At 60.8% G+C, this 17,787-nt stretch carries 20 protein-coding genes; 3 read left to right on the top strand and 17 right to left on the bottom strand.

Going from position 1 to position 17,787, the window contains the following annotated elements; translation table 11 throughout:
- Positions 1-50: 50 nt before the first annotated feature.
- From AOT83_RS15905 to AOT83_RS28195, 15 genes are all read right to left on the bottom strand, one after another.
- On the bottom strand, positions 51-1,265 hold the full coding sequence (locus tag AOT83_RS15905; protein WP_057966130.1) for a helix-turn-helix domain-containing protein: 1,215 nt from the start codon (positions 1,263-1,265) through the stop codon (positions 51-53).
- A 398-nt stretch (positions 1,266-1,663) separates the two neighbouring features.
- Positions 1,664-2,224, bottom strand: coding sequence for a hypothetical protein (locus AOT83_RS15900; RefSeq protein ID WP_030093851.1), 561 nt, complete (start codon positions 2,222-2,224; stop codon positions 1,664-1,666).
- Between the two features lie 74 nt (positions 2,225-2,298).
- Complete coding sequence (locus tag AOT83_RS15895) at positions 2,299-2,631, bottom strand: hypothetical protein (protein ID WP_044104048.1); 333 nt, start codon at positions 2,629-2,631, stop codon at positions 2,299-2,301.
- Between the two features lie 59 nt (positions 2,632-2,690).
- On the bottom strand, positions 2,691-3,086 hold the full coding sequence (locus tag AOT83_RS15890) for a hypothetical protein (RefSeq protein ID WP_227457769.1): 396 nt from the start codon (positions 3,084-3,086) through the stop codon (positions 2,691-2,693).
- Positions 3,087-3,227: 141 nt separating this feature from the next.
- Positions 3,228-3,824 carry a hypothetical protein gene (locus tag AOT83_RS15885; RefSeq protein WP_057966131.1) on the bottom strand — a complete coding sequence of 199 codons (597 nt, stop codon included), beginning with the start codon at positions 3,822-3,824 and terminating at the stop codon, positions 3,228-3,230.
- Between the two features lie 40 nt (positions 3,825-3,864).
- On the bottom strand, positions 3,865-4,512 hold the full coding sequence (locus tag AOT83_RS15880) for a hypothetical protein (RefSeq protein ID WP_109394690.1): 648 nt from the start codon (positions 4,510-4,512) through the stop codon (positions 3,865-3,867).
- 35 nt (positions 4,513-4,547) lie between these two features.
- The gene (locus AOT83_RS15875; RefSeq protein WP_057966132.1) at positions 4,548-5,504 is read right to left on the bottom strand and encodes an MlaD family protein; all 957 of its coding nucleotides are present in this window, start codon (positions 5,502-5,504) and stop codon (positions 4,548-4,550) included.
- The gene (locus AOT83_RS15870; protein ID WP_057966133.1) at positions 5,501-6,451 is read right to left on the bottom strand and encodes an MlaD family protein; all 951 of its coding nucleotides are present in this window, start codon (positions 6,449-6,451) and stop codon (positions 5,501-5,503) included. The genes AOT83_RS15875 and AOT83_RS15870 overlap by 4 nt, the downstream gene beginning before the upstream one ends.
- 44 nt (positions 6,452-6,495) lie before the next feature.
- The gene (locus tag AOT83_RS15865) at positions 6,496-7,560 is read right to left on the bottom strand and encodes an MlaD family protein (protein WP_234797668.1); all 1,065 of its coding nucleotides are present in this window, start codon (positions 7,558-7,560) and stop codon (positions 6,496-6,498) included.
- A gap of 50 nt (positions 7,561-7,610) precedes the next feature.
- Complete coding sequence (locus tag AOT83_RS15860; protein WP_109394718.1) at positions 7,611-8,549, bottom strand: MlaD family protein; 939 nt, start codon at positions 8,547-8,549, stop codon at positions 7,611-7,613.
- 20 nt (positions 8,550-8,569) lie between these two features.
- Positions 8,570-9,577: an MlaD family protein gene (locus AOT83_RS15855; protein ID WP_057966134.1), complete on the bottom strand. Its 1,008-nt coding sequence runs from the start codon at positions 9,575-9,577 to the stop codon at positions 8,570-8,572.
- Positions 9,574-10,659 carry a hypothetical protein gene (locus AOT83_RS15850; protein WP_057966135.1) on the bottom strand — a complete coding sequence of 362 codons (1,086 nt, stop codon included), beginning with the start codon at positions 10,657-10,659 and terminating at the stop codon, positions 9,574-9,576. Before AOT83_RS15850 ends, AOT83_RS15855 begins: the two co-directional genes overlap by 4 nt.
- A gap of 20 nt (positions 10,660-10,679) precedes the next feature.
- Positions 10,680-11,483 (bottom strand): ABC transporter permease, encoded by an 804-nt coding sequence (locus tag AOT83_RS15845; RefSeq protein WP_044104053.1) that lies wholly within the window; start codon positions 11,481-11,483, stop codon positions 10,680-10,682.
- Positions 11,484-11,555: 72 nt separating this feature from the next.
- Positions 11,556-12,389 (bottom strand): ABC transporter permease, encoded by an 834-nt coding sequence (locus AOT83_RS15840; protein WP_078313544.1) that lies wholly within the window; start codon positions 12,387-12,389, stop codon positions 11,556-11,558.
- A 38-nt stretch (positions 12,390-12,427) separates the two neighbouring features.
- Positions 12,428-12,742, bottom strand: coding sequence for a hypothetical protein (locus tag AOT83_RS28195; RefSeq protein WP_227465393.1), 315 nt, complete (start codon positions 12,740-12,742; stop codon positions 12,428-12,430).
- Between the two features lie 267 nt (positions 12,743-13,009).
- On the opposite strand from AOT83_RS28195, the gene AOT83_RS28190 reads away from it, so the two are divergent.
- Positions 13,010-13,204 (top strand): hypothetical protein, encoded by a 195-nt coding sequence (locus AOT83_RS28190; protein ID WP_044103974.1) that lies wholly within the window; start codon positions 13,010-13,012, stop codon positions 13,202-13,204.
- Positions 13,205-13,380: 176 nt separating this feature from the next.
- Here AOT83_RS28190 and pgsA read toward each other — a convergent pair whose 3' ends face one another.
- Complete coding sequence (pgsA, locus tag AOT83_RS15830; protein ID WP_030093865.1) at positions 13,381-13,986, bottom strand: CDP-diacylglycerol--glycerol-3-phosphate 3-phosphatidyltransferase; 606 nt, start codon at positions 13,984-13,986, stop codon at positions 13,381-13,383.
- A 42-nt stretch (positions 13,987-14,028) separates the two neighbouring features.
- On the opposite strand from pgsA, the gene AOT83_RS15825 reads away from it, so the two are divergent.
- Positions 14,029-14,565 carry an amino-acid N-acetyltransferase gene (locus AOT83_RS15825; RefSeq protein ID WP_044103976.1) on the top strand — a complete coding sequence of 179 codons (537 nt, stop codon included), beginning with the start codon at positions 14,029-14,031 and terminating at the stop codon, positions 14,563-14,565.
- Positions 14,566-14,614: 49 nt separating this feature from the next.
- On the top strand, positions 14,615-15,271 hold the full coding sequence (locus AOT83_RS15820) for a carboxymuconolactone decarboxylase family protein (protein ID WP_030093867.1): 657 nt from the start codon (positions 14,615-14,617) through the stop codon (positions 15,269-15,271).
- Here AOT83_RS15820 and AOT83_RS15815 read toward each other — a convergent pair.
- Positions 15,268-17,757: a DNA translocase FtsK gene (locus tag AOT83_RS15815; RefSeq protein WP_030093868.1), complete on the bottom strand. Its 2,490-nt coding sequence runs from the start codon at positions 17,755-17,757 to the stop codon at positions 15,268-15,270. The two genes, AOT83_RS15820 and AOT83_RS15815, sit on opposite strands and share 4 nt — an antisense overlap.
- Between the last annotated feature and the right edge of the window lie 30 nt (positions 17,758-17,787).

Raw genomic sequence — 17,787 nt, 5'->3', positions numbered from 1 at the left:
CACTGGCCAGGCCCGGTGACCTCTCCCCGTGATGTTGCACATCAGCAAATTCAGCGCGCACCCGTCGAGGAAAAGTTCGAGCGCGCAAAACGTATAAGGACCACCAGATCCGCGAGATCCCGGGGATTTTCAAGCGACTTTCCGGTGAGTTCCTGAATTTTGTTGAGCCTCTGGCGCACTGTGTTGGGATGCCGATCGAGCGCGATCGCTGTCAGCCGTACTGACCCCTTGCAATCGAGCCAGCGTTCGAATGTTTCCAGGAGGTGCTCGCGAGTTACCTGGGGCAACGGCAAGATTTCACTCAGTCCGTGATCGCCGAGTAGCCGCAGTACCTCTGGAGATGCAGCAGCCACCATTGTGTTGGTCACGTCGTCGCCGAACACAACTACTTGCTCGTACTCGTTCGTTGTGGCGGATGCAAGTTCGGCCAGTCGCCATCCCTTCGGAATTTCCAGCGCAGAGACCGGGCCACTGAGTCCTGTGCCGACAGCTTTCAGACGGATGAGCACATCTTTCAATCGCCGCAGACTGCTGTGGCTCTGAACTGCAACGATCCCGACCTGAGATTCGGCACCCAACCGCCACGCCGAATCGAAGGACTCCCGGCGGAGCGAATTTTCAATATTCGGCAGCGGCGCCTCGCCGAGTCTTGCCACGAGTATGACGACAACACAGTAGAACGGAGCCTGCGCGATCATCAGTTCGTTGAGCCTGGCAAAAGTGGTGTCTGGATCGGGCATCGCACCGGTCAGGAGCGCATCGACAAGTACGGCGTTGCGCTCCGCCCGGCGCATCTTTCGATTGGTCTCCGCCTCCCGATACACCTCGACTATTGCGTCGCCGATCTGGCTCATCAGCTCCCAGTGCGCGGCGGTCACGTCAACGGCTGTCTCCATCGATACCGCGCGCCGTCGCAGGCTAAGGAACAGGTGGCGCCAGTCCGAGTCGAAGACCATACGCTGGAGTGTTTGCGCGTCAGCAAGGGCAACCTGAGCCTCGCAGCAGCGTGCTCCAAGCCCCCGGGCCAGTGCGAGGTCCGGGGGCCGGTCGTCCTGCAGGGAGGCAATCGCGTCGGCGTTTATCTGCGAGATCCAGTCCAAAACCTCCGAAAACGACATTCCCTCCGGCTTCTCGGAGAACCCGCCGATCGAACTTCGTGCCTGCTCGGCAACTTCGGCAATGCGCTGCGCTTGCCCATCCGAGATGATGTCGGCGAGCAAAGTTTTGGCATCAACTGACGTGTCTCCCGCACTGTCGCGTGCCACTCTGTCATGCTAGCCCGCCAAGCCAGAATCGACGGTGACTGTGCACTTGCACGCTGTACAAACGCGCCTCACGCTCGACACGTTGCCAACATGTGCCTGACATTAATAAGGCGCGGAAATCCGCCACCACACGTGTCCCGTCACTGATCACCCTGCGCAGATTTCAGGGCGGTGAAAAATAGCCACGAAACTGAGACGAAGGCGAGTGGCCACTGATCGAGAAATTTTCAAACCAACAGGTCAGGAAATCGGCACTGGCCGAAAGAATTGAGAACCTACACGGCCGAGGATTGTCACAAGTTATTGAGAATCCTTGTGTAACAAGTTTGTGAGAATCCTAGGTTGCAAGTCACAACTGCCATGAGAACCTACAACGCCGCCCTTTATGCGGTCCTGATTCACCGGTAACAGCGCCCACCACCGGGTGGGCTACACGAAGCCGGTCCCAGTTCCATCCAGCTCAAATCCGTCCATGCGGCCGACAGCCAGGTCCTGGTGGGCTCTATGACGAAACGCATCGGACCACGCTCGCAGTAGGTTCGGTTATCCGGGGTTGCTGCGCAGGTTGTGCCCTGATGGCTGATCTTGCTGCGCGCTGGCAGCGGCTGTCCTGCCTCCACAGCAGGGAATCTGACGGCCATGGACCCGTCGTAGTGCACCGCCCGGTCACCATCGATCCAGCCGATGTGGTTGGTCCCCGCAGGGGCTCCCGGAATCACGCCGGAGCAGCCGAAGCTGCCACGGCCCCAAATCCCGCAGTTCTGTCCGGCCGGCCCGATGAACCACACCCCACCAGGCTGAGCGAAATCGTTGGCGTTGAGCTCGTCGTAGTACCGAATATCGGGGAATGGATCTGAGGTGGCCTCCGGTGGCGGTGGCTCGGAGCGAGCCGTCGCGACCGGACCTGCCGCGAAAAGAATCAAACTCAGAGCGGCCACTGCAGCACGGCGATGTCTCATAGCCCACACTCCGTACGCGGATCGTCTATCACGACATCGTTCTCAATATCTCGGTCCCGAATCATCATGGCGTCCTACGTGATCCGCGGAGTGATGCCGTAACATGCGGCATTCCCAACGTCCATCGTGTTCTGGCAGATGACCTTTCCCTGGTAGACGATCCGTACCGTCACCCACCGGCCAACCGCGGCGGTGGGTCGCCAATCCGCCCGTAGCTGGCTGCCGTCCGGTGGCGCGCCACGAACGGAGCGCACCATTGCGTCAGTGCGCCAGGGCAGCGCCACGCTCACGACAGCTGCCCGACCGGTTACGGCCTGATACTCGATGTTCGCAACCTGAACGCTGTCGGACAGAACTTCATAGACGACGGGATCATCTGCCCAGGCCTCAGGCGGAGCCATCGGCATGAACACTGTTACGCCACACACCGCCGCCACGAGGAAACGTGTCATGGTCCTCGCGGGGTTCATGTCGCTACCAAAACAACCGCGACAAGGGTGAAGTCCGACTGTTCTTCATAGAGGCTGCTGACGCCGAAATCGGTGTAGGCGCAATCGGGGAACGCGTCACGTCCTTCCAACAACATCCCCTTGGTGGCATCGGCCACATTGTGACCCGCGCCCTGAAACGATGCCGTCCTGGTCGCCTCGATACCAAGGTCCCTCACAATCGCCTTCTGGTGCGGTTCGTCGGCCGGAACATTCTCGGCGGTGTGGTTGAGATACGAGTGGGTGGACCGGTTGATGATGTCGGCGGCGTGCTCTACGGCCGGGTTGTGGCGCAGCGGTGCACACGAGGTGCCGCCGCGCGCATCGACGACAGCCTGCGTCACTTCGGCTCCGGGTTCTGCGATGGCCGGCACAGCGAAAATAGTTACGGCACTACAGACCATTAACGAAGCGACAACTACGATGACGGGCCCCTGTCTTGGGTCACGGCGCCCGCTACCGGGCTCCACTGTCGACATACGCATCTCCTCGTCGTTCGCGTGCGATGGTGATACTCAGCTGCAGGCATGGGAACGATGGATCTTGCTCCCCCAGTGCATGACCCGGTGGTACGACGGTCCCGTGAACCAGGTCGGTTGACGTGCCTTGATACCGTTACCGACATTGGACAATTGCTGCCACAGACCGAAGAAGCTATCCCCTTGGTATATAGGGAAATACATATCACCCGCGTGGTCATAGCTCTGAGTGAGTGCCTGTGCCCGCGGAGCCAGGAAATCCACTGACTGGTCGATGTTGGCGATGACGATATCCGCCTGCTCCTGGACCCCGGGAGCATCGTAGTGGCCGTTGTTGCGGACCAAACTGTCGTTGAGTCCCTCGATTTGATGTTTCACGGCATCGTATTGAGCGTCGAACCACTGACACATCTCTCGTACCGCGTTGATATCCACAGACGTCACGTATCGCCTCGTCTGATCGAACGGAAACGGAAACTGCGGTTGCCAATTGCTGGCCACCGGAGTGATCACCGGCAGCCGCTGCGGCTGGTCGAAGTGGGCAACTGGGTCGTAGCCGCCACCCGGATCAGCACTGGCTGCCGCCGTCAGAACCTCCCCCGAACAAATCAGTGACGCGACCACAACGGCCATCAACCGGCTACTGCAGATGCGAATCATCATGCTACCGAGGCTATTTGCCAAGAGCAGAGTCGATACCACCAACGTCGGTGATCTGCCAGTCGTTGTTGCTGTCGATCGTGATGCTGTACGTAGCAGTGGACTGCAGCCCCTCGGGCGCCTGCATCGTCTTGGTGAGCACGCTGACGAACGCATCGACGGTGAATATGCCACCGGCGTCCGAGCGAACCTTTGCAGCCAATGGCTTGGCCGTCGACTTCCAATGTAAAGGCGCCAGAATCTGCTCCATCGAGTCAGCAGCCTTTGTCAGCTTCTCCTTCAGATACGGGGAAGTTCCGTTGACCAGCTTGACTTTCCACGCCTTGAAGTCCTGGTAATCCATATCTGCGGCATTCGTGGCATAGCCAGTAGCGATCTCTTCGGCCCGCACTCTATTGCCGGCACCCACGGCCTGCTCGTCCAACTTCTGCTGCGCACCGGCATACAGCCAGCCAAGCGCAACCGCAACGCCGGTCAGCAGGAAGATCACGACCGCGATGATCACGCTGCGCAGTGTGAAGGACACCTGTCGTGGCCGCTTAGCCGACAGACTCGCACGACCGTCTGCGACAGTCACATCGGCAGGCGGATCGTCTGGCTGAGCCCGGTCATGACTCTCCGTCACAGGTGTGCTTTCGGGTTCGGTATCGACAACTGACATGAAACTTCCTCTCGGGTTATGGGAGTGGCCTCGGCCTAGCGGTCGGGCATGGATACACGAAGGGTGATCGCGCCGTCTTCGGGTATGCCTGATAATGCGTTACTCAGGATTTGTGCCGTGTCGAAGTTCATCAACGCTCCCCCGATTCCCTGGAACTGCGGAAGTAGCGCATTACCAATAACTTTGAGATCAGGCGCCCGCGTGTCCAGAAAGTTTTGGAGGCGCGCGAGGAACTTTTGAAACAGCTGAACGTTGTGCGGATTGTTCCAGGCGACAACATTCATCATGGCGGTAAATGCGCCCGATATTCCATCCCCTACAGCCCGCAACGGCGGCCCGATTTCTGCCAACGTGGGGCCAACCCAGTCGGCATTACGCAGCAGATTTTGAAGATTGCCAAGAAGTTCCTGCCCTTTTCCGTCCATGCTCATCATCATGTTTCGGGTAAGCAAACTCGCGCGCGATAGGTTGGGTAGCACGCGGCCTGGATCCGGCAAGGAAGAGTCCGCTTCATTCAGGATCCCTTTGAGCTGCACAGGATCCATCTGGTTGAGTATGCGGACCACCGTGGCGGCAAGTTGTGAGATCGAGGGCGGCACGGTTACCGCCTGCGCCGCGATGCGCTGACCGTCCGTCAGCACAGGGCCGTCATCGGACCGCGGCCGAAAGCCGACGTAGGCTTCACCGAGCGCAGAAAAATTATCCAGACGCACATCACTGTCGACGGGAACGCGCTGCCCGGGGTCGAGATAGAAATCGATGGTGGCATTGCTCACCGAGGTCGAAACACCGGTCACCTTGCCAATGGCCACACCGCGCAGCAGCACGCTGGAGCCAACCACCACACCTTCGCTATCCGGTACGTCCATCGTGAGATTGATGCGATTCTTCGGTAACCCCAGCCGGATACCGAACGACCCGATGTATGTAAGCGCGACCGCGATAATCATCGCGAACATTGCGAAGGACAGTATGTTCTTGGCGACTCTCATGGCGCTGCTCCCAGTATGCGCAGCACATCCTGTACGTTGCCAATCATTTCGCGCCCGTCGGGCCCGGATATCGAGGTGATGTTGATTGCGGGGTACTTATCGACGGGAAAGAAGTCCTCGATGAACAACTTTCGCCATTTAGGCGCTTCGTCTTCGAAGCTCCATTTGCTCTGTTGAACCGCCCCAACCGCATTGCTCAGCGACCTAAGTAACGGAACCAGCCAGAACCCTCCGCTGTAAATACTCCCGACCGACGGAAGTACGGTGCCGATGTAGCTTGCAACCACTGTCGACCGGTCGAATCCCAGCATGCCTTCCGGCGAGAACCAGTACCTGTATGTAGGCAGGTTGCGGCTCATCACATCGGTAGTTCTCGATACGCCGTCAAGCCATTTGTCGACCATATCCACGTTGTTGGAAAGGTCCGCCAGGTCCACCGCAACCCGGCTCACCAGGTTGCGAAGGTCTTGTCGATTCGACGGGGTCACACGGTTGATGCCGATGATCGTGTCCTGCACCCGCTGGATCGCTCCACTGCCAACGAAGTTCGCCATGTTCGCCAATGTGTCTTCAAGCTGCGGCGGAGACACTGTTTGCGCCAAAGGGATTCGTCCGCCAGCGGTGACCGGTGGCGCCCCCTCACCTGACCGGGGACGTTCGAGCGCAACATAGGTATCACCGAGCACCGTTGATTGCTGCAGTGTGGCACTAACATTCGCCGGTATGTTGATGCCGGGATCGATCTGCGATGTCACATCAACGTGATTGCTTCTGAGATCGACCCTGGTGACCACCCCCACCGTGGCGCCGTCTTGGACCACTTTCGCACGATTCGGCAGATTCAGGACACTGGCAAATTCCAGAACGATGTCATAGCCGCCGCGATGGTTACCACCTGGCTGGGGTATCGCATTCACCGATAACGACGAACAAGAAACGACCAGCATGGCTGTCGCGGCTCCGGTAACCACTGTCCGGATTTGACGGCGGCTCATGAGTGGCTCGCCTGCTGCAGCACGTACTGCAGCAGCGCAACGTCAACGGCGTAGGGCTGGCCGTTGACGTCCGCACAGCTGCCGGGCATCGACGCATTCATCGCGCCGCAGAGCGCCAGCTTGTCGTGGGTGGCAACGCGGAACAGCGGGGGTCGGTAAGCGATGTTGAACGTGCCGAACTGTTTGGCGTTAAAGTGATTTGCCGCGGTGTTGATCCACCAGGGCACCCCATTGAACAAGCCGGCAAGGGCGTTGGCATGCGGGCTGATTTTTCGGAGGGCGTTGCTCACTCTGTCCAATGTGATCTGCGTTTCGTCCCCGAGTCTGGATTCCAGTGTGGCGACCAACTCCATAAGTGGACCAACCTTTCCGATGGAGTCCGCACCGACCAGCCGAGTCGCGCCGTCCAGCGCAGTCACGATGTCTACGGTCGTGGTTGGCGCATCCAGCAGAATCTCCTTCATCGGCCCTGTGATGTCTTCCAGCGCTGATGTCAGCTGCGCAGTGTTCCGAACGATTGAGCCAATGTTGCTGATCTGTCGATCGGGACCATCGAGCAATTCGGATGACACGGTCAGCAAGTGGCCGAACTCTGCTCCATTGTTGTGTGCCAATTGATCTAACCCACGAACTGTGTCTGCGATGTTCTCCGAGCCGCTGGAGTTGATGGCGCTGAGGAAGCTGTCCGCCGACCCAATGATCTCCGACAACGACTTCGGTGACACAGACCGATTGAGCGGGATACAACTGGCGGCGTTGAGCCGGGACCCTCCGGCGTAGTTGCCGACCAGTTCCAGGGAGCGATCCGCGAGGATTGAGGTGGACCGGATGATCGCCTTGACGTCGCCGGGGAATTCGCGTTCTCCGGTTACGGAGAAGCCGACGCGGACATGGCTGGGACCTGGCTGGATCGAGACGATTTTGCCTATGCGGTAACCCATCTGAGTGACGGGGTTACCTACATAGAGCCCGATCGCGTCAGGCATGAACGCACAGTAGGAGGCTTCATGCCGAGCTAGCGGTGCGCATGACGAGTTGGCTCCGATGGCCACGACCGCCATCGTGGTGGCCACCACGCAACGGAGAGTTCGACGAACCGCGATCGCATTCATCAGCAGCTGCTTCCGGACATCGGTATGCACAAATCGGTGGCAAGCAGCTCTGGACGAGCGTTCTGCGCGTCCAGGACGCGCTCGAGCTTGTCACGCACCCGGCGCAGTCGAGGGACGAGTCTGCTGTTGTTATCGACCCACCGCCGAACCCGGTTCTGCCATTCGCGAACTTTCTGGATGAACTCCTCACGGTGGTTGACCCAGAATTTGCCGGTGGGAGCCATAATCGCATCCGAGATGTCGCCCATGCCTTTCAGGGCGCCAGCGAATCCCTTGCCGTACAGCACAAGTGTCTGCTCCATGATCGAAATTTTCAGGATGAGATCCTTGAGCTTGTCGCGGTAGCCGGACAGTGACTCGATGTATTCGTCCGACAGATCGAGGATCTGTGAGATCTGCCCCCGCTGCTTATCGATCGTCTCTGTCAGAGCATTGCCTGCGTTGACAACCGCCGTTAGCGTCTCCACGTTGGTTCCGTTCAGGCCGGCCTGAATCTTGTCCAGTGATTCACGGATCGGCGTCGGATTGACGTTTTCGGTGATCTTGGTGGCACCGGCCAGTGCTTTCATCAGGTTGTAGGGCATGGTCACCCGTTCCAGCGGAATAGCCTTCTGCCCCAGCGGTTTGTCGCCCAGCGACACCAGGTTCACGTAGTAGCCACCGATCACCGTAAGCATCCGAACCTGAACTTGAGACTGATCGCCGACAAAGGCGTCCTTCGACACGCTCAGGCGTACCTGAACCTGGTTCGGCTCAATCGCGAGGCTGTCCACCTTTCCGACGGTGATGCCGGCGATGCGCACACTGTCGCCTAGCCGCACCGATGCGGCGTCGTCTGTGTAGAAAACCACCGGCCGATGATTGATTGGGTTGACATAGATGATGCCGGCGGCCAGTGCCACCATCGCGACCATGCCTAGCGCAAGCAGGCCGACCATCGTCGGATTTGTGAGCTTCTTCAGCGATTGCACAGGACCACCCGTTGACCGTTCAGTAGTACGTCCATCGATTCAGGTAATTGCGCCCGTCCATGTGAGCACGGCACCGGGGTCCCGGGAGGCGCGGGCGGCTCGACGTTGTCCCAGATCACCGGTACGCGTTTGAACGCATCGCTGTAGTCGTCAAACACCGTGATCGCCCGGTCAATCCCCTTGTCCATGTCTGCTTTGCCTGGGGTGAAACCGGCATTGGCCAGCAGCTGAACGGTCACGGACGTGAACTCCGGCCCGTACAACTCCGACTTTCGGAACTCGTCGATCACCGCGAGTGCGTTGTCCACCGGCCGATTTACCCAGTCCAGGATCTGTAGCAGATCTCTGGAATGCCCACCAAACGTTTCCGCGATCGCGCTCAGGTTGCGCATCAAAGTTGCGATGACCTGCTGTCGATCGGCCACGAACTGGGTCAGTTTTCGGACGCTGTCCAGCATCGGTCCAAGACCAGTACCGTTGCCTTCCATAAACGAAGCGACATTGTCCGTAAAGTTGTCGATATCGCTGGGGCTCAAGGTCGCCAATACCGGTTGCAACCCGTTGAACAAGGTGGTGACGTCGAACGAAGAATGAGTCATGCTCAACGGAATTCGCGTCACCACGCTCTCATCGGGACCCTCCTCGACGGGATCAGCGAGATCGAGATAGCGCAGCCCGGTGAGTGATTGGAACTTGATCGCCAGCCGAGTCTTGGACACCACGGCATAGCGCTTGTCCAGGCTCAGCTCTACCTCAGCAATGCTCTGCCCCTGCTTGCGCGCCAGCCGTATGTCCTTGACCTTGCCCACACGCACCCCACGAAAGCGAACATCCGCATCCAGACGCAGGCCGGACGCATCAGTGAATTCTGCTGTATAGGAGCGTGTTTCACTGGAAACAGGTTGCCGCAGCACGTTGATGATCAAGATCAGCAGCACGGCCCCAATGGCACCGCTGACCATGAAACGCCACAGTGCAGCCCTGGGTTTGATCATGGGCCACCCATCGCACTAATCGGAGCCTGCACACCAGGTATCTGATCGAGCACGATATGAACCTGCAACGCACGCTGTTCCGGTGATCCCCCGTACAGCTTCTCGAAACGTGTCCGCAGTTCCACCAAGGTGTCGCTGAGGCCCGCGGGTGTCACCAAACCGGGAACCGTGTCAGTGAGAGTCCGGATCACGTTGACCACCGGAAGCAACTCGCCGGTGTGTGATGACAACAGCTTTCCGACAGCCCCGAAGAACCCCTTTGCGAGTAGATCAATGGACGGCAGGGCTCGTTTATTCCAAAATTCTTCGGTGACAGGCATTCCGGGTTCGGCCACGACCGGGACAACATCTTGCCCGGGCATCGCGTTCGCCGCGGAAACATTGAACTTCACAAAACCCGAGCGCTGATTGAAGCCGTAGCCTGCAACGGTTGCCGCGTCCACGAACCCTGGGAATGCCACACTGATTCCCGCGGTGTTTCTCAGCAGCTGCTCGGTGCTGACTGTCTGGACTGCCGCGACCGCACGGGCCGCGGTGATCACAGACTCGATCAGAGGATTGAGCCCATCGGTGTAGCGCGTGGCCCGGTTAATCACGTCAACAAGCTGCGGGCTCACCAGACCGTTGGTGATCTCGCCCGCTCGGTACAGCAGCGCCTGTAGCGTGAAGTTTCCTTGCGGCGTGGCGGTGATGTGCACCCCGTTGCGCAATGGATTACCACCTTGGCCCGCAATCAAATTGATACCGGTTACGCCAAAGTAGTTGGCGGGACGGAAGTCCACGCCCATCGTGTCCGTCAATCCCGCGGTGGGGCCGGCCTCCAGGTCGACATCGAGCCGGACCCTGCCATTGACGACAGTCGATACGCCGGTGACATTTCCGACAGTTACGCCGTGCATCATCATGGGGGCCCCCGCCGTCACCCCCTCGCCGACGTACGGCAGGTCAATCACGATAGATAGGCGGTTCGCCGACCGATCTGCCCACGGGTTGAAGGCAACACACAGCGCCAGTGCGGCAATACACAAGGCGACCGCAAGACCGATGATGCTCAGCCTGCGCGCTTCAGCCTCTGCTGACATGCGAAACAACACGGTGCCCCCTACGCCTTGAACACGAATTCGGGTCGCAGGCCCCACAGCATGATGGTGGTCGCCAGATCTAACACCAAGATGGTCACCAGGCTGGCGCGGATAGCCCGGCCCGATGACTCCCCGACACCTACGGGCCCTCCGGAGGCGAAATAGCCGTAGTAGCAATGAATTATCGTCACCGCGGTGCAGTAGGTGGCCGCTTTTATCAGCGAGGCACCGATATCATGCGGGGTGAGAAACTCGACGAAGTAGTGATTGTAGGTGCCGCCCGGCTGGCCGTAGAAAACGCGAATCACGGTGTCACACGTCACGAAACTGACCACCAGCGCCAGCAGATATCCCGGTACGACACACATCAATCCACCAATGAGGCGGGTACCGACCACAAACGGGATCGACCTCAGTCCCATGGCTTCGGTGGCGTCGATTTCCTCGGCGATCCGCATGGAGCCGATCTCCGCGGTCATCCGGCAACCCGCCTGAGAAGCGAACGCCACTCCAGCGACCAGCGGAGCCATCTCACGGACATTCCCCCACCCGCCGATGATGCCGGCGAGTGCCCCAAGCCCCATCAGATTCATGATGGAGAATGCCTCGATCGCTGCCATGCCACCGACCGCGATGCCAAGTACCGCAAGCACACTGATCACGCCGCCATCGACAATGACCGAACCCCGGCCCCACGCCAGGTTGTTCATCACCCGTAACGTCTCACGCCGGTACAAACGCACCGTAACCGGAAGCAACCACACCGTCTGTGCAATAAACGTCACCCACTGCCCGGTGGCGCGGAAAGGCTCGCGCAGCGCCATCGGGATTTTGTGTCCGATGCCGACACGTCGCGCGGGTAGCGCGTCGAGACGATGCTGCGGCTGGCCGGCCATCTACGCCACCACCATCGGGAAGAACATCGTCTGCAACTGAGTGATCGCAAGATTGACCGCCACAATGCAGATCACATTCAGGACCACCGCGGCGTTCACGGCATCGGCAACACCCCGCGGACCGCCCTTGGCCTCCATGCCTCGCTGGCAGGAGACCACCCCCACAATCGCGGCAAAAATGAAGCCCTTGCCGAGGGTGAACCAAAGATCGATCACCTTGGTAAACGACCCGAAGGACAACCAAAAACTTCCTGGTGTCACGCCATTGAACGCGGTCGCAATCACGAATGCCGCCCCGACACCCATCGCGATGATGATCACGACCAGAATCGGCGTGACCAGCAGCAACGCCAGAACGCGCGGCACCACAAGTCGTTGCACAGGGTCAATTCCCAGCGACCGCAAGGCATCGAGTTCCTCGCGAATCGCTCTGGCCCCGAAGTCAGAGGCGATCGCGGCGGCGGCAGCACCGCCCATCAGCAGACCGGCTGTCAGTGGCGCCCCCTGCCGTAGCACGGCCACACCCGTGACCGACCCCACCAATGAATTGGCTCCGACTTGGTTGACGAGGCCGGAGATCTGCACAGCCACCATGCCGCCGAAAGGGATCGCCATCAATATCGCCGGCACGGCCGTCACCTTCAACAAAAGCCAGGCCTGAACGATGAGTTCGCTGAACGGCAGCCGCCCTGACAGTGCATCGGTCGCGGTGTACCTGAGCACCTGGGCGGCCAGGATCACACTGCGACCGGTCGTTGTGGCGCTACGTATCGGCACAGAGCCGACCTTCGCGGCCCCGCTCCTAACCAATTGCTCCACCGAGGCGAGGCCCATTGGAGCAATATAATGCTATTAATTAATTAAGGGAAGCCTTACCTGACACTCTGTCGATGGGGGCCGGCGCCCCCACCGCCATTCCGGGATGCGGGTACCAGACGCACCATCACTTCGCACTCACCGTTAAGCGCATCGGGCACGATTGACACCGAGTACTGGGACGCGAGCGCCGGTGAGGTCAGGGCGAGTGCCTCCTCGATGGCACCTCGCTGTATTCCGCTGGCAATTTCCGGATGTGTGAGAGCAATCTCGCGCAGCGGGCACGAGCAGATCTTTAGCTCGTGCTCGCCGAAGATGCTGGTGACCGTGGATACGCGGAATCCGAGCTGGCTGAGGATCTCGAGCGCCACGCTGGCCGGGTCCGGTACGTCAATCTGAAGGATGTGGGCGGAATGGTTCCGCGCCCAGATTCTCCCGGCATTTGCTGCGAGTTGTTCGCGTGCAGCCTCTGTACTACCGAACTGATCAAGAAGGAGAGGTAGGAAGGTGAAAAGCCGCGAGCGGGGGGCCGCCTCGTAGTGTGCCGGTGGTCGGCCTCGCCCCGAGCTGCTGCCAGGTACGACATTGACGGCACCCGACGAGATCAGCTTCGCGAGGTGAAAACGCACGGTCGTAACATGCAGGCCTACCTGCTCGGCAAGCATCTGGACGCTCATCGGCGCCGGCGCTTCAAGCAGGGCATCAAGGATGACGTTGCGTCGGACATGTTCACCGGCATAAGCAGCCCGGGCCGGGATGACTTCTTCTATATCGCGCTCAGTGTCCGATTCCATCATTTACCAGTCAAACTCATCGGTGTGCCCGCTGCCTGACCGGGTGCCTCCAGATGGGTTGTCTGTACCTCGACATGGAGACACGATCTGCAGAGAGCTGAACTGTCCTCAGGATCTATCGTGACACACAATTCTCCACACACCCTGCAATCAAGATCTGCAATGTTGCCCGGATGGTTAATAGCAGAAAATTTCTACTATTTACAGCGCGCGGGCTACGACGATGCGGATTTGGGCCGAGGCCGCAGCGCCTGCACCAGGTAGTCGATGCCGGTTATGAGGGTGAGAGCCACCGCGAGCCCCATCAGGACCGCAGCGGCGGTGTGCCAATGACCGGTCAGCGGCAGCAGATACCCAGCGATCGCCAGGGACTGCACCATGGTCTTGAGCTTGCCGCCACGATTGGCCGGGATCACACCATGGCGGAGCACCGAGAAACGCAGCACGGTGATCCCGATCTCGCGCACGAGGATGACCGCGGTAACCCACCACGCGAGATCTCCGAGCACGCTGAGCCCCACCAGTGCCGCACCGACGAGTGCCTTGTCGGCAATCGGGTCGGCAAGCTGGCCGAACGGGGTGACCAGGCCATACCGGCGGGCCAGCACGCCGTCGTAGCGGTCGGTGGCGATGGCTAATGCGAACACCCCGAAAGCGGCAATGCGCCACGAGGATTGGTGCCCGCCCGCGGTGAACAGGACAGCGATGAACACCGGTACGAGCACGATGCGCAGCACCGTCAGGATGTTGGCAATGTTCACCACCGGCACCGGCGCAGCCGAAGCCTCGGAATCAGGCTGGGTTTCCGGTGGCATCGGCACGTCAAACACCCTATCTGTTCTAGAGCTAGCTACTGTTCACGCATGAGCGCTGAAGGTACATCCGGCATCTCGACTAACACGGCTCCCGCGGTGACCGTTCGTCGTGCCCGTACCTCCGATGTGCCCGCTATCAAGGCGCTCGTCGACGTCTATGCCGGGCGCATCCTGCTGGAAAAGAACCTTGTGACGCTGTACGAGGCGGTTCAGGAGTTCTGGGTGGCCGAGCTCGACGGGGACGTCGTGGGCTGCGGCGCCCTGCATGTGCTGTGGTCCGATCTCGGCGAGGTACGCACCATCGCGGTGCACCCCCGGCTCAAGGGCTCGGGGGTTGGGCACGCGATTGTCAGCCGCCTGCTCGATGTCGCCAGGGAACTTGAACTCAAAAGAGTCTTCGTACTGACCTTCGAGGTCGACTTCTTCACCAAACACGGATTCCGCGAGATCGATGGCACCCCGGTGACGGCCGAGGTCTACGAGGAGATGTGCCGGTCCTACGACACCGGCGTGGCCGAGTTCCTCGACTTGAGCTACGTGAAGCCGAACACCCTGGGCAACACCCGCATGCTCGCCCACCTCTGATTTCTGCGCATCGGGCATTCTGGGCGCGATCGTCGGCCATGATCGAGGCATGCCAAGACTGCGCCAGGTGTCCCGCGCCGAAACCGACGACCGCCTTGTCCATCGCATGTACGACCAGATCTTCGGTGATCGCGATCCGGTCTCCGATCCCGGGACCACCACGGGCACACCGGGTGACTGGTGGACGGTCTTCGCGCTCGTACCCGAGGCGCTGAAGCATTCGGTTCAGGGTTTCGCGTTCTACCGCAGTCCCGATCGCAAGCTGGACCCCGTCCTGCGGGAGCTTGGCCAAACCCGCGCCGGTTGGGCTCGCCGCAGCCAGTTCGTGTTCTCCCAGCATTGCAAGTCGTGCCGCATGGTGGGTATGTCCGAGGAAATGATCGCCGCGATCCCGTCATGGAGTACCGCTGATTGCTTCACCGCGGCGCAGCGAGCCGTACTCGCCTACACGGACTGCCTGGTTCTCGACGGGGGCCGGGTGCCCGACGGGATCTTCGCCGCGTTGAAAGCCCACCTCTCCGACGAAGAGATCCTGGAACTCACCTACATCACCGCGATGTATGAAATGCATGCCGTGATGAGCACGGCCTTACGTCTGGAGTGGGACAACCGCGACGAGCCGATCGTGGAGATCGCCGCGCCCGAGGGATTCACATCCTTCGATGTGGGCGACGCCATCGCACTGCGGCGCGACGAGAACGCTTAGAAGTCTTCGGGCACTGCGCCGTCGTCTTCGTCTTCCTCGTCGGCTCCCCCGCCGCCGCGGATCGATGCCATCACACTGCCGAGGTCCTCGGGCTTCACCATGACCTCGCGCGCCTTGGATCCCTCACTGGGGCCGACGATTCCGCGCGTCTCCATCAGGTCCATGAGGCGACCCGCCTTGGCGAAACCGACCCGCAGCTTGCGCTGCAGCATTGAGGTCGAGCCGAATTGACTCGACACCACGAGCTCGACGGCCTGTAAGAAGGCGTCCATGTCGTCACCGATGTCGGGATCGACGTCTTCTTTACCGGGACCGCCGCCGACCTTGGTCGCGGTGACACCCTCGGTGTAGTCGGGCTCGGCCTGTTCCTTGGCCGCCGCCACCACGGCGCTGATCTCCTCGTCGGTGATGAAGGCGCCCTGCATGCGAATCGGCCGCCCGGCGCCCATCGGCAGGAACAGTCCGTCACCCATGCCGATGAGCTTCTCGGCGCCGGGTTGGTCCAGGATGACGCGGCTGTCGGTCAGCGACGAGGTCGCAAAGGCAAGACGCGAAGGCACATTCGTCTTGATGAGGCCGGTGACCACGTCCACCGACGGACGCTGGGTGGCGAGCACCAGGTGGATACCGGCCGCTCGCGCCTTCTGGGTGATGCGCACGATGGCGTCCTCGACGTCACGAGGCGCGGTCATCATGAGGTCAGCCAACTCGTCGACGACGGCGAGAATGAAGGGGTACGGACGGTACTCACGCTGGCTGCCCAGCGGGGTGGTGATCTCGCCGGAGCGCACCTTCGCGTTGAAGTCGTTGATGTGCCGGACCCGGCTGGCCTGCATGTCCTGGTATCGCTGCTCCATCTCTTCCACCAGCCAGGCCAGGGCGGCCGCAGCCTTCTTCGGCGAGGTGATGATCGGGGTGATCAGGTGCGGAATACCTTCGTAGGGTGTCAGTTCCACCATCTTGGGGTCGATCAGGATCATCCTGACCTCCTCCGGGGTGGCGCGGGCCAGCAGCGAAACGAGCATCGAGTTGACGAAGCTCGACTTGCCCGAACCGGTGGAACCGGCAACCAGCAAGTGCGGCATCTTGGCCAGGTTGGCGGAGATGAAGTCGCCCTCGATGTCCTTGCCCAGGCCGATCAACAACGGATGGTGATCGGTGCGGGTTTCGGGTGCGGTCAGCACGTCGGCCAGCCGCACCATCTCTCGATCGGTGTTCGGCACCTCAATGCCGACCGCTGACTTGCCGGGGATCGGCGCGAGCAGACGCACGCTGTCGGTAGCCACCGCGTACGCGATATTGCGTTGCAGGGCGGTGATTTTCTCCACCTTGACGCCGGGGCCGAGCTCAACCTCGTAGCGGGTGACGGTGGGACCACGGTTGAAGCCGGTGACCGCCGCATCGACCTTGAACTGTTCGAGCACTCCGGTGATCGCGGCGATCATGTCGTCGTTCGCCGCGCTGCTTTCCTTCGGGGGATCTCCCGCGATGAGCAGATCCAGCGAGGGCAGCACGTAGGGGCCCTCGACCACCCGATCGACAACGGGCATCTGCGGTTTCGGCTTGGACTTCTTGGTCGACTTGACCACGGGCGCCGGCTTGGGAGCCGGTGCAGCGGGCGGCTCTGGCGCCGCCGCGTCTTCCTCAAGCGGGTAGTTGTCCATCGGAGTGGCGCCGCGCGTGAATTCACGCGTCGCCTCGTAGTCGTCCTCGGGCTCGTAGTCCTCTACGTAGTCCTCGTCGTCCCACTCCTCATCCCATTCGTCGTAGTCCCTGGGCGAGAACATGTTCCGAAGGGTGTCCGGGATGTCTCGGATCGTGGTGCCGGTCAGTAGCAGCACCCCGAAAACGATCGCCATCACGAGTAGCGGCGCGGCGATCCACGCGGTGAGGCCTTGTGCGAGCGGCCCGCCGATCACGAAGCCGACGAATCCTCCCGCGTCCGCTCGCCCTTCTGGGGAATCGGGGGAACCCGCGAACAGATGCCACAGCCCCAGGATCGGCAGCGCAACCATGGCGAAGCCGAGCAGTAGGCGCGGACGCTCCTCCGGGTTCGGCTCGGTGCGCATCAAGAACACCGCGATGACGACGGCGATGATCGGCACCAGTGCGACACCGGATCCCACGACCGCGCGGAAGACATCGTCGATCCAGCCGCCTACCGGTTTGGCGGCGTGGAACCATGAGCTCGCGCCAACCACGAAGGCCAGGCCCAGCAACGCCAGCGCTACACCGTCGCGCCGGTGACCGTGCTCGATGTCGTGAGCCCTGCCCACCGACCGGAACAACGACCCCACGCCGTGGGCGCACGCGTGCCACCCGCTACGCGCCCCTCGGCCCAATGCCACCAGCGGCGTCGTCCAATGCTGGTTACGACGCTGATTACGCCGGCGCGGTGCCGGACGACGGGTCGGCGCGGTGTTGCGCGACCGGGGTCCCGATTTGGTGTTCCGGCCACGCGAACGGCTGACAGTCTTACTCGCCATGGCGACAGCCTAGTCGCAACAGTCACATCT

The sequence above is a fragment of the Mycobacteroides sp. H001 genome (genome assembly GCF_001440005.1).
GTDB lineage: Bacteria > Actinomycetota > Actinomycetes > Mycobacteriales > Mycobacteriaceae > Mycobacterium > Mycobacterium gwanakae.
The sequence above is the reverse complement of the archived record's forward strand: the minus strand, read 5'-3'. Positions and strand labels throughout refer to the sequence as shown.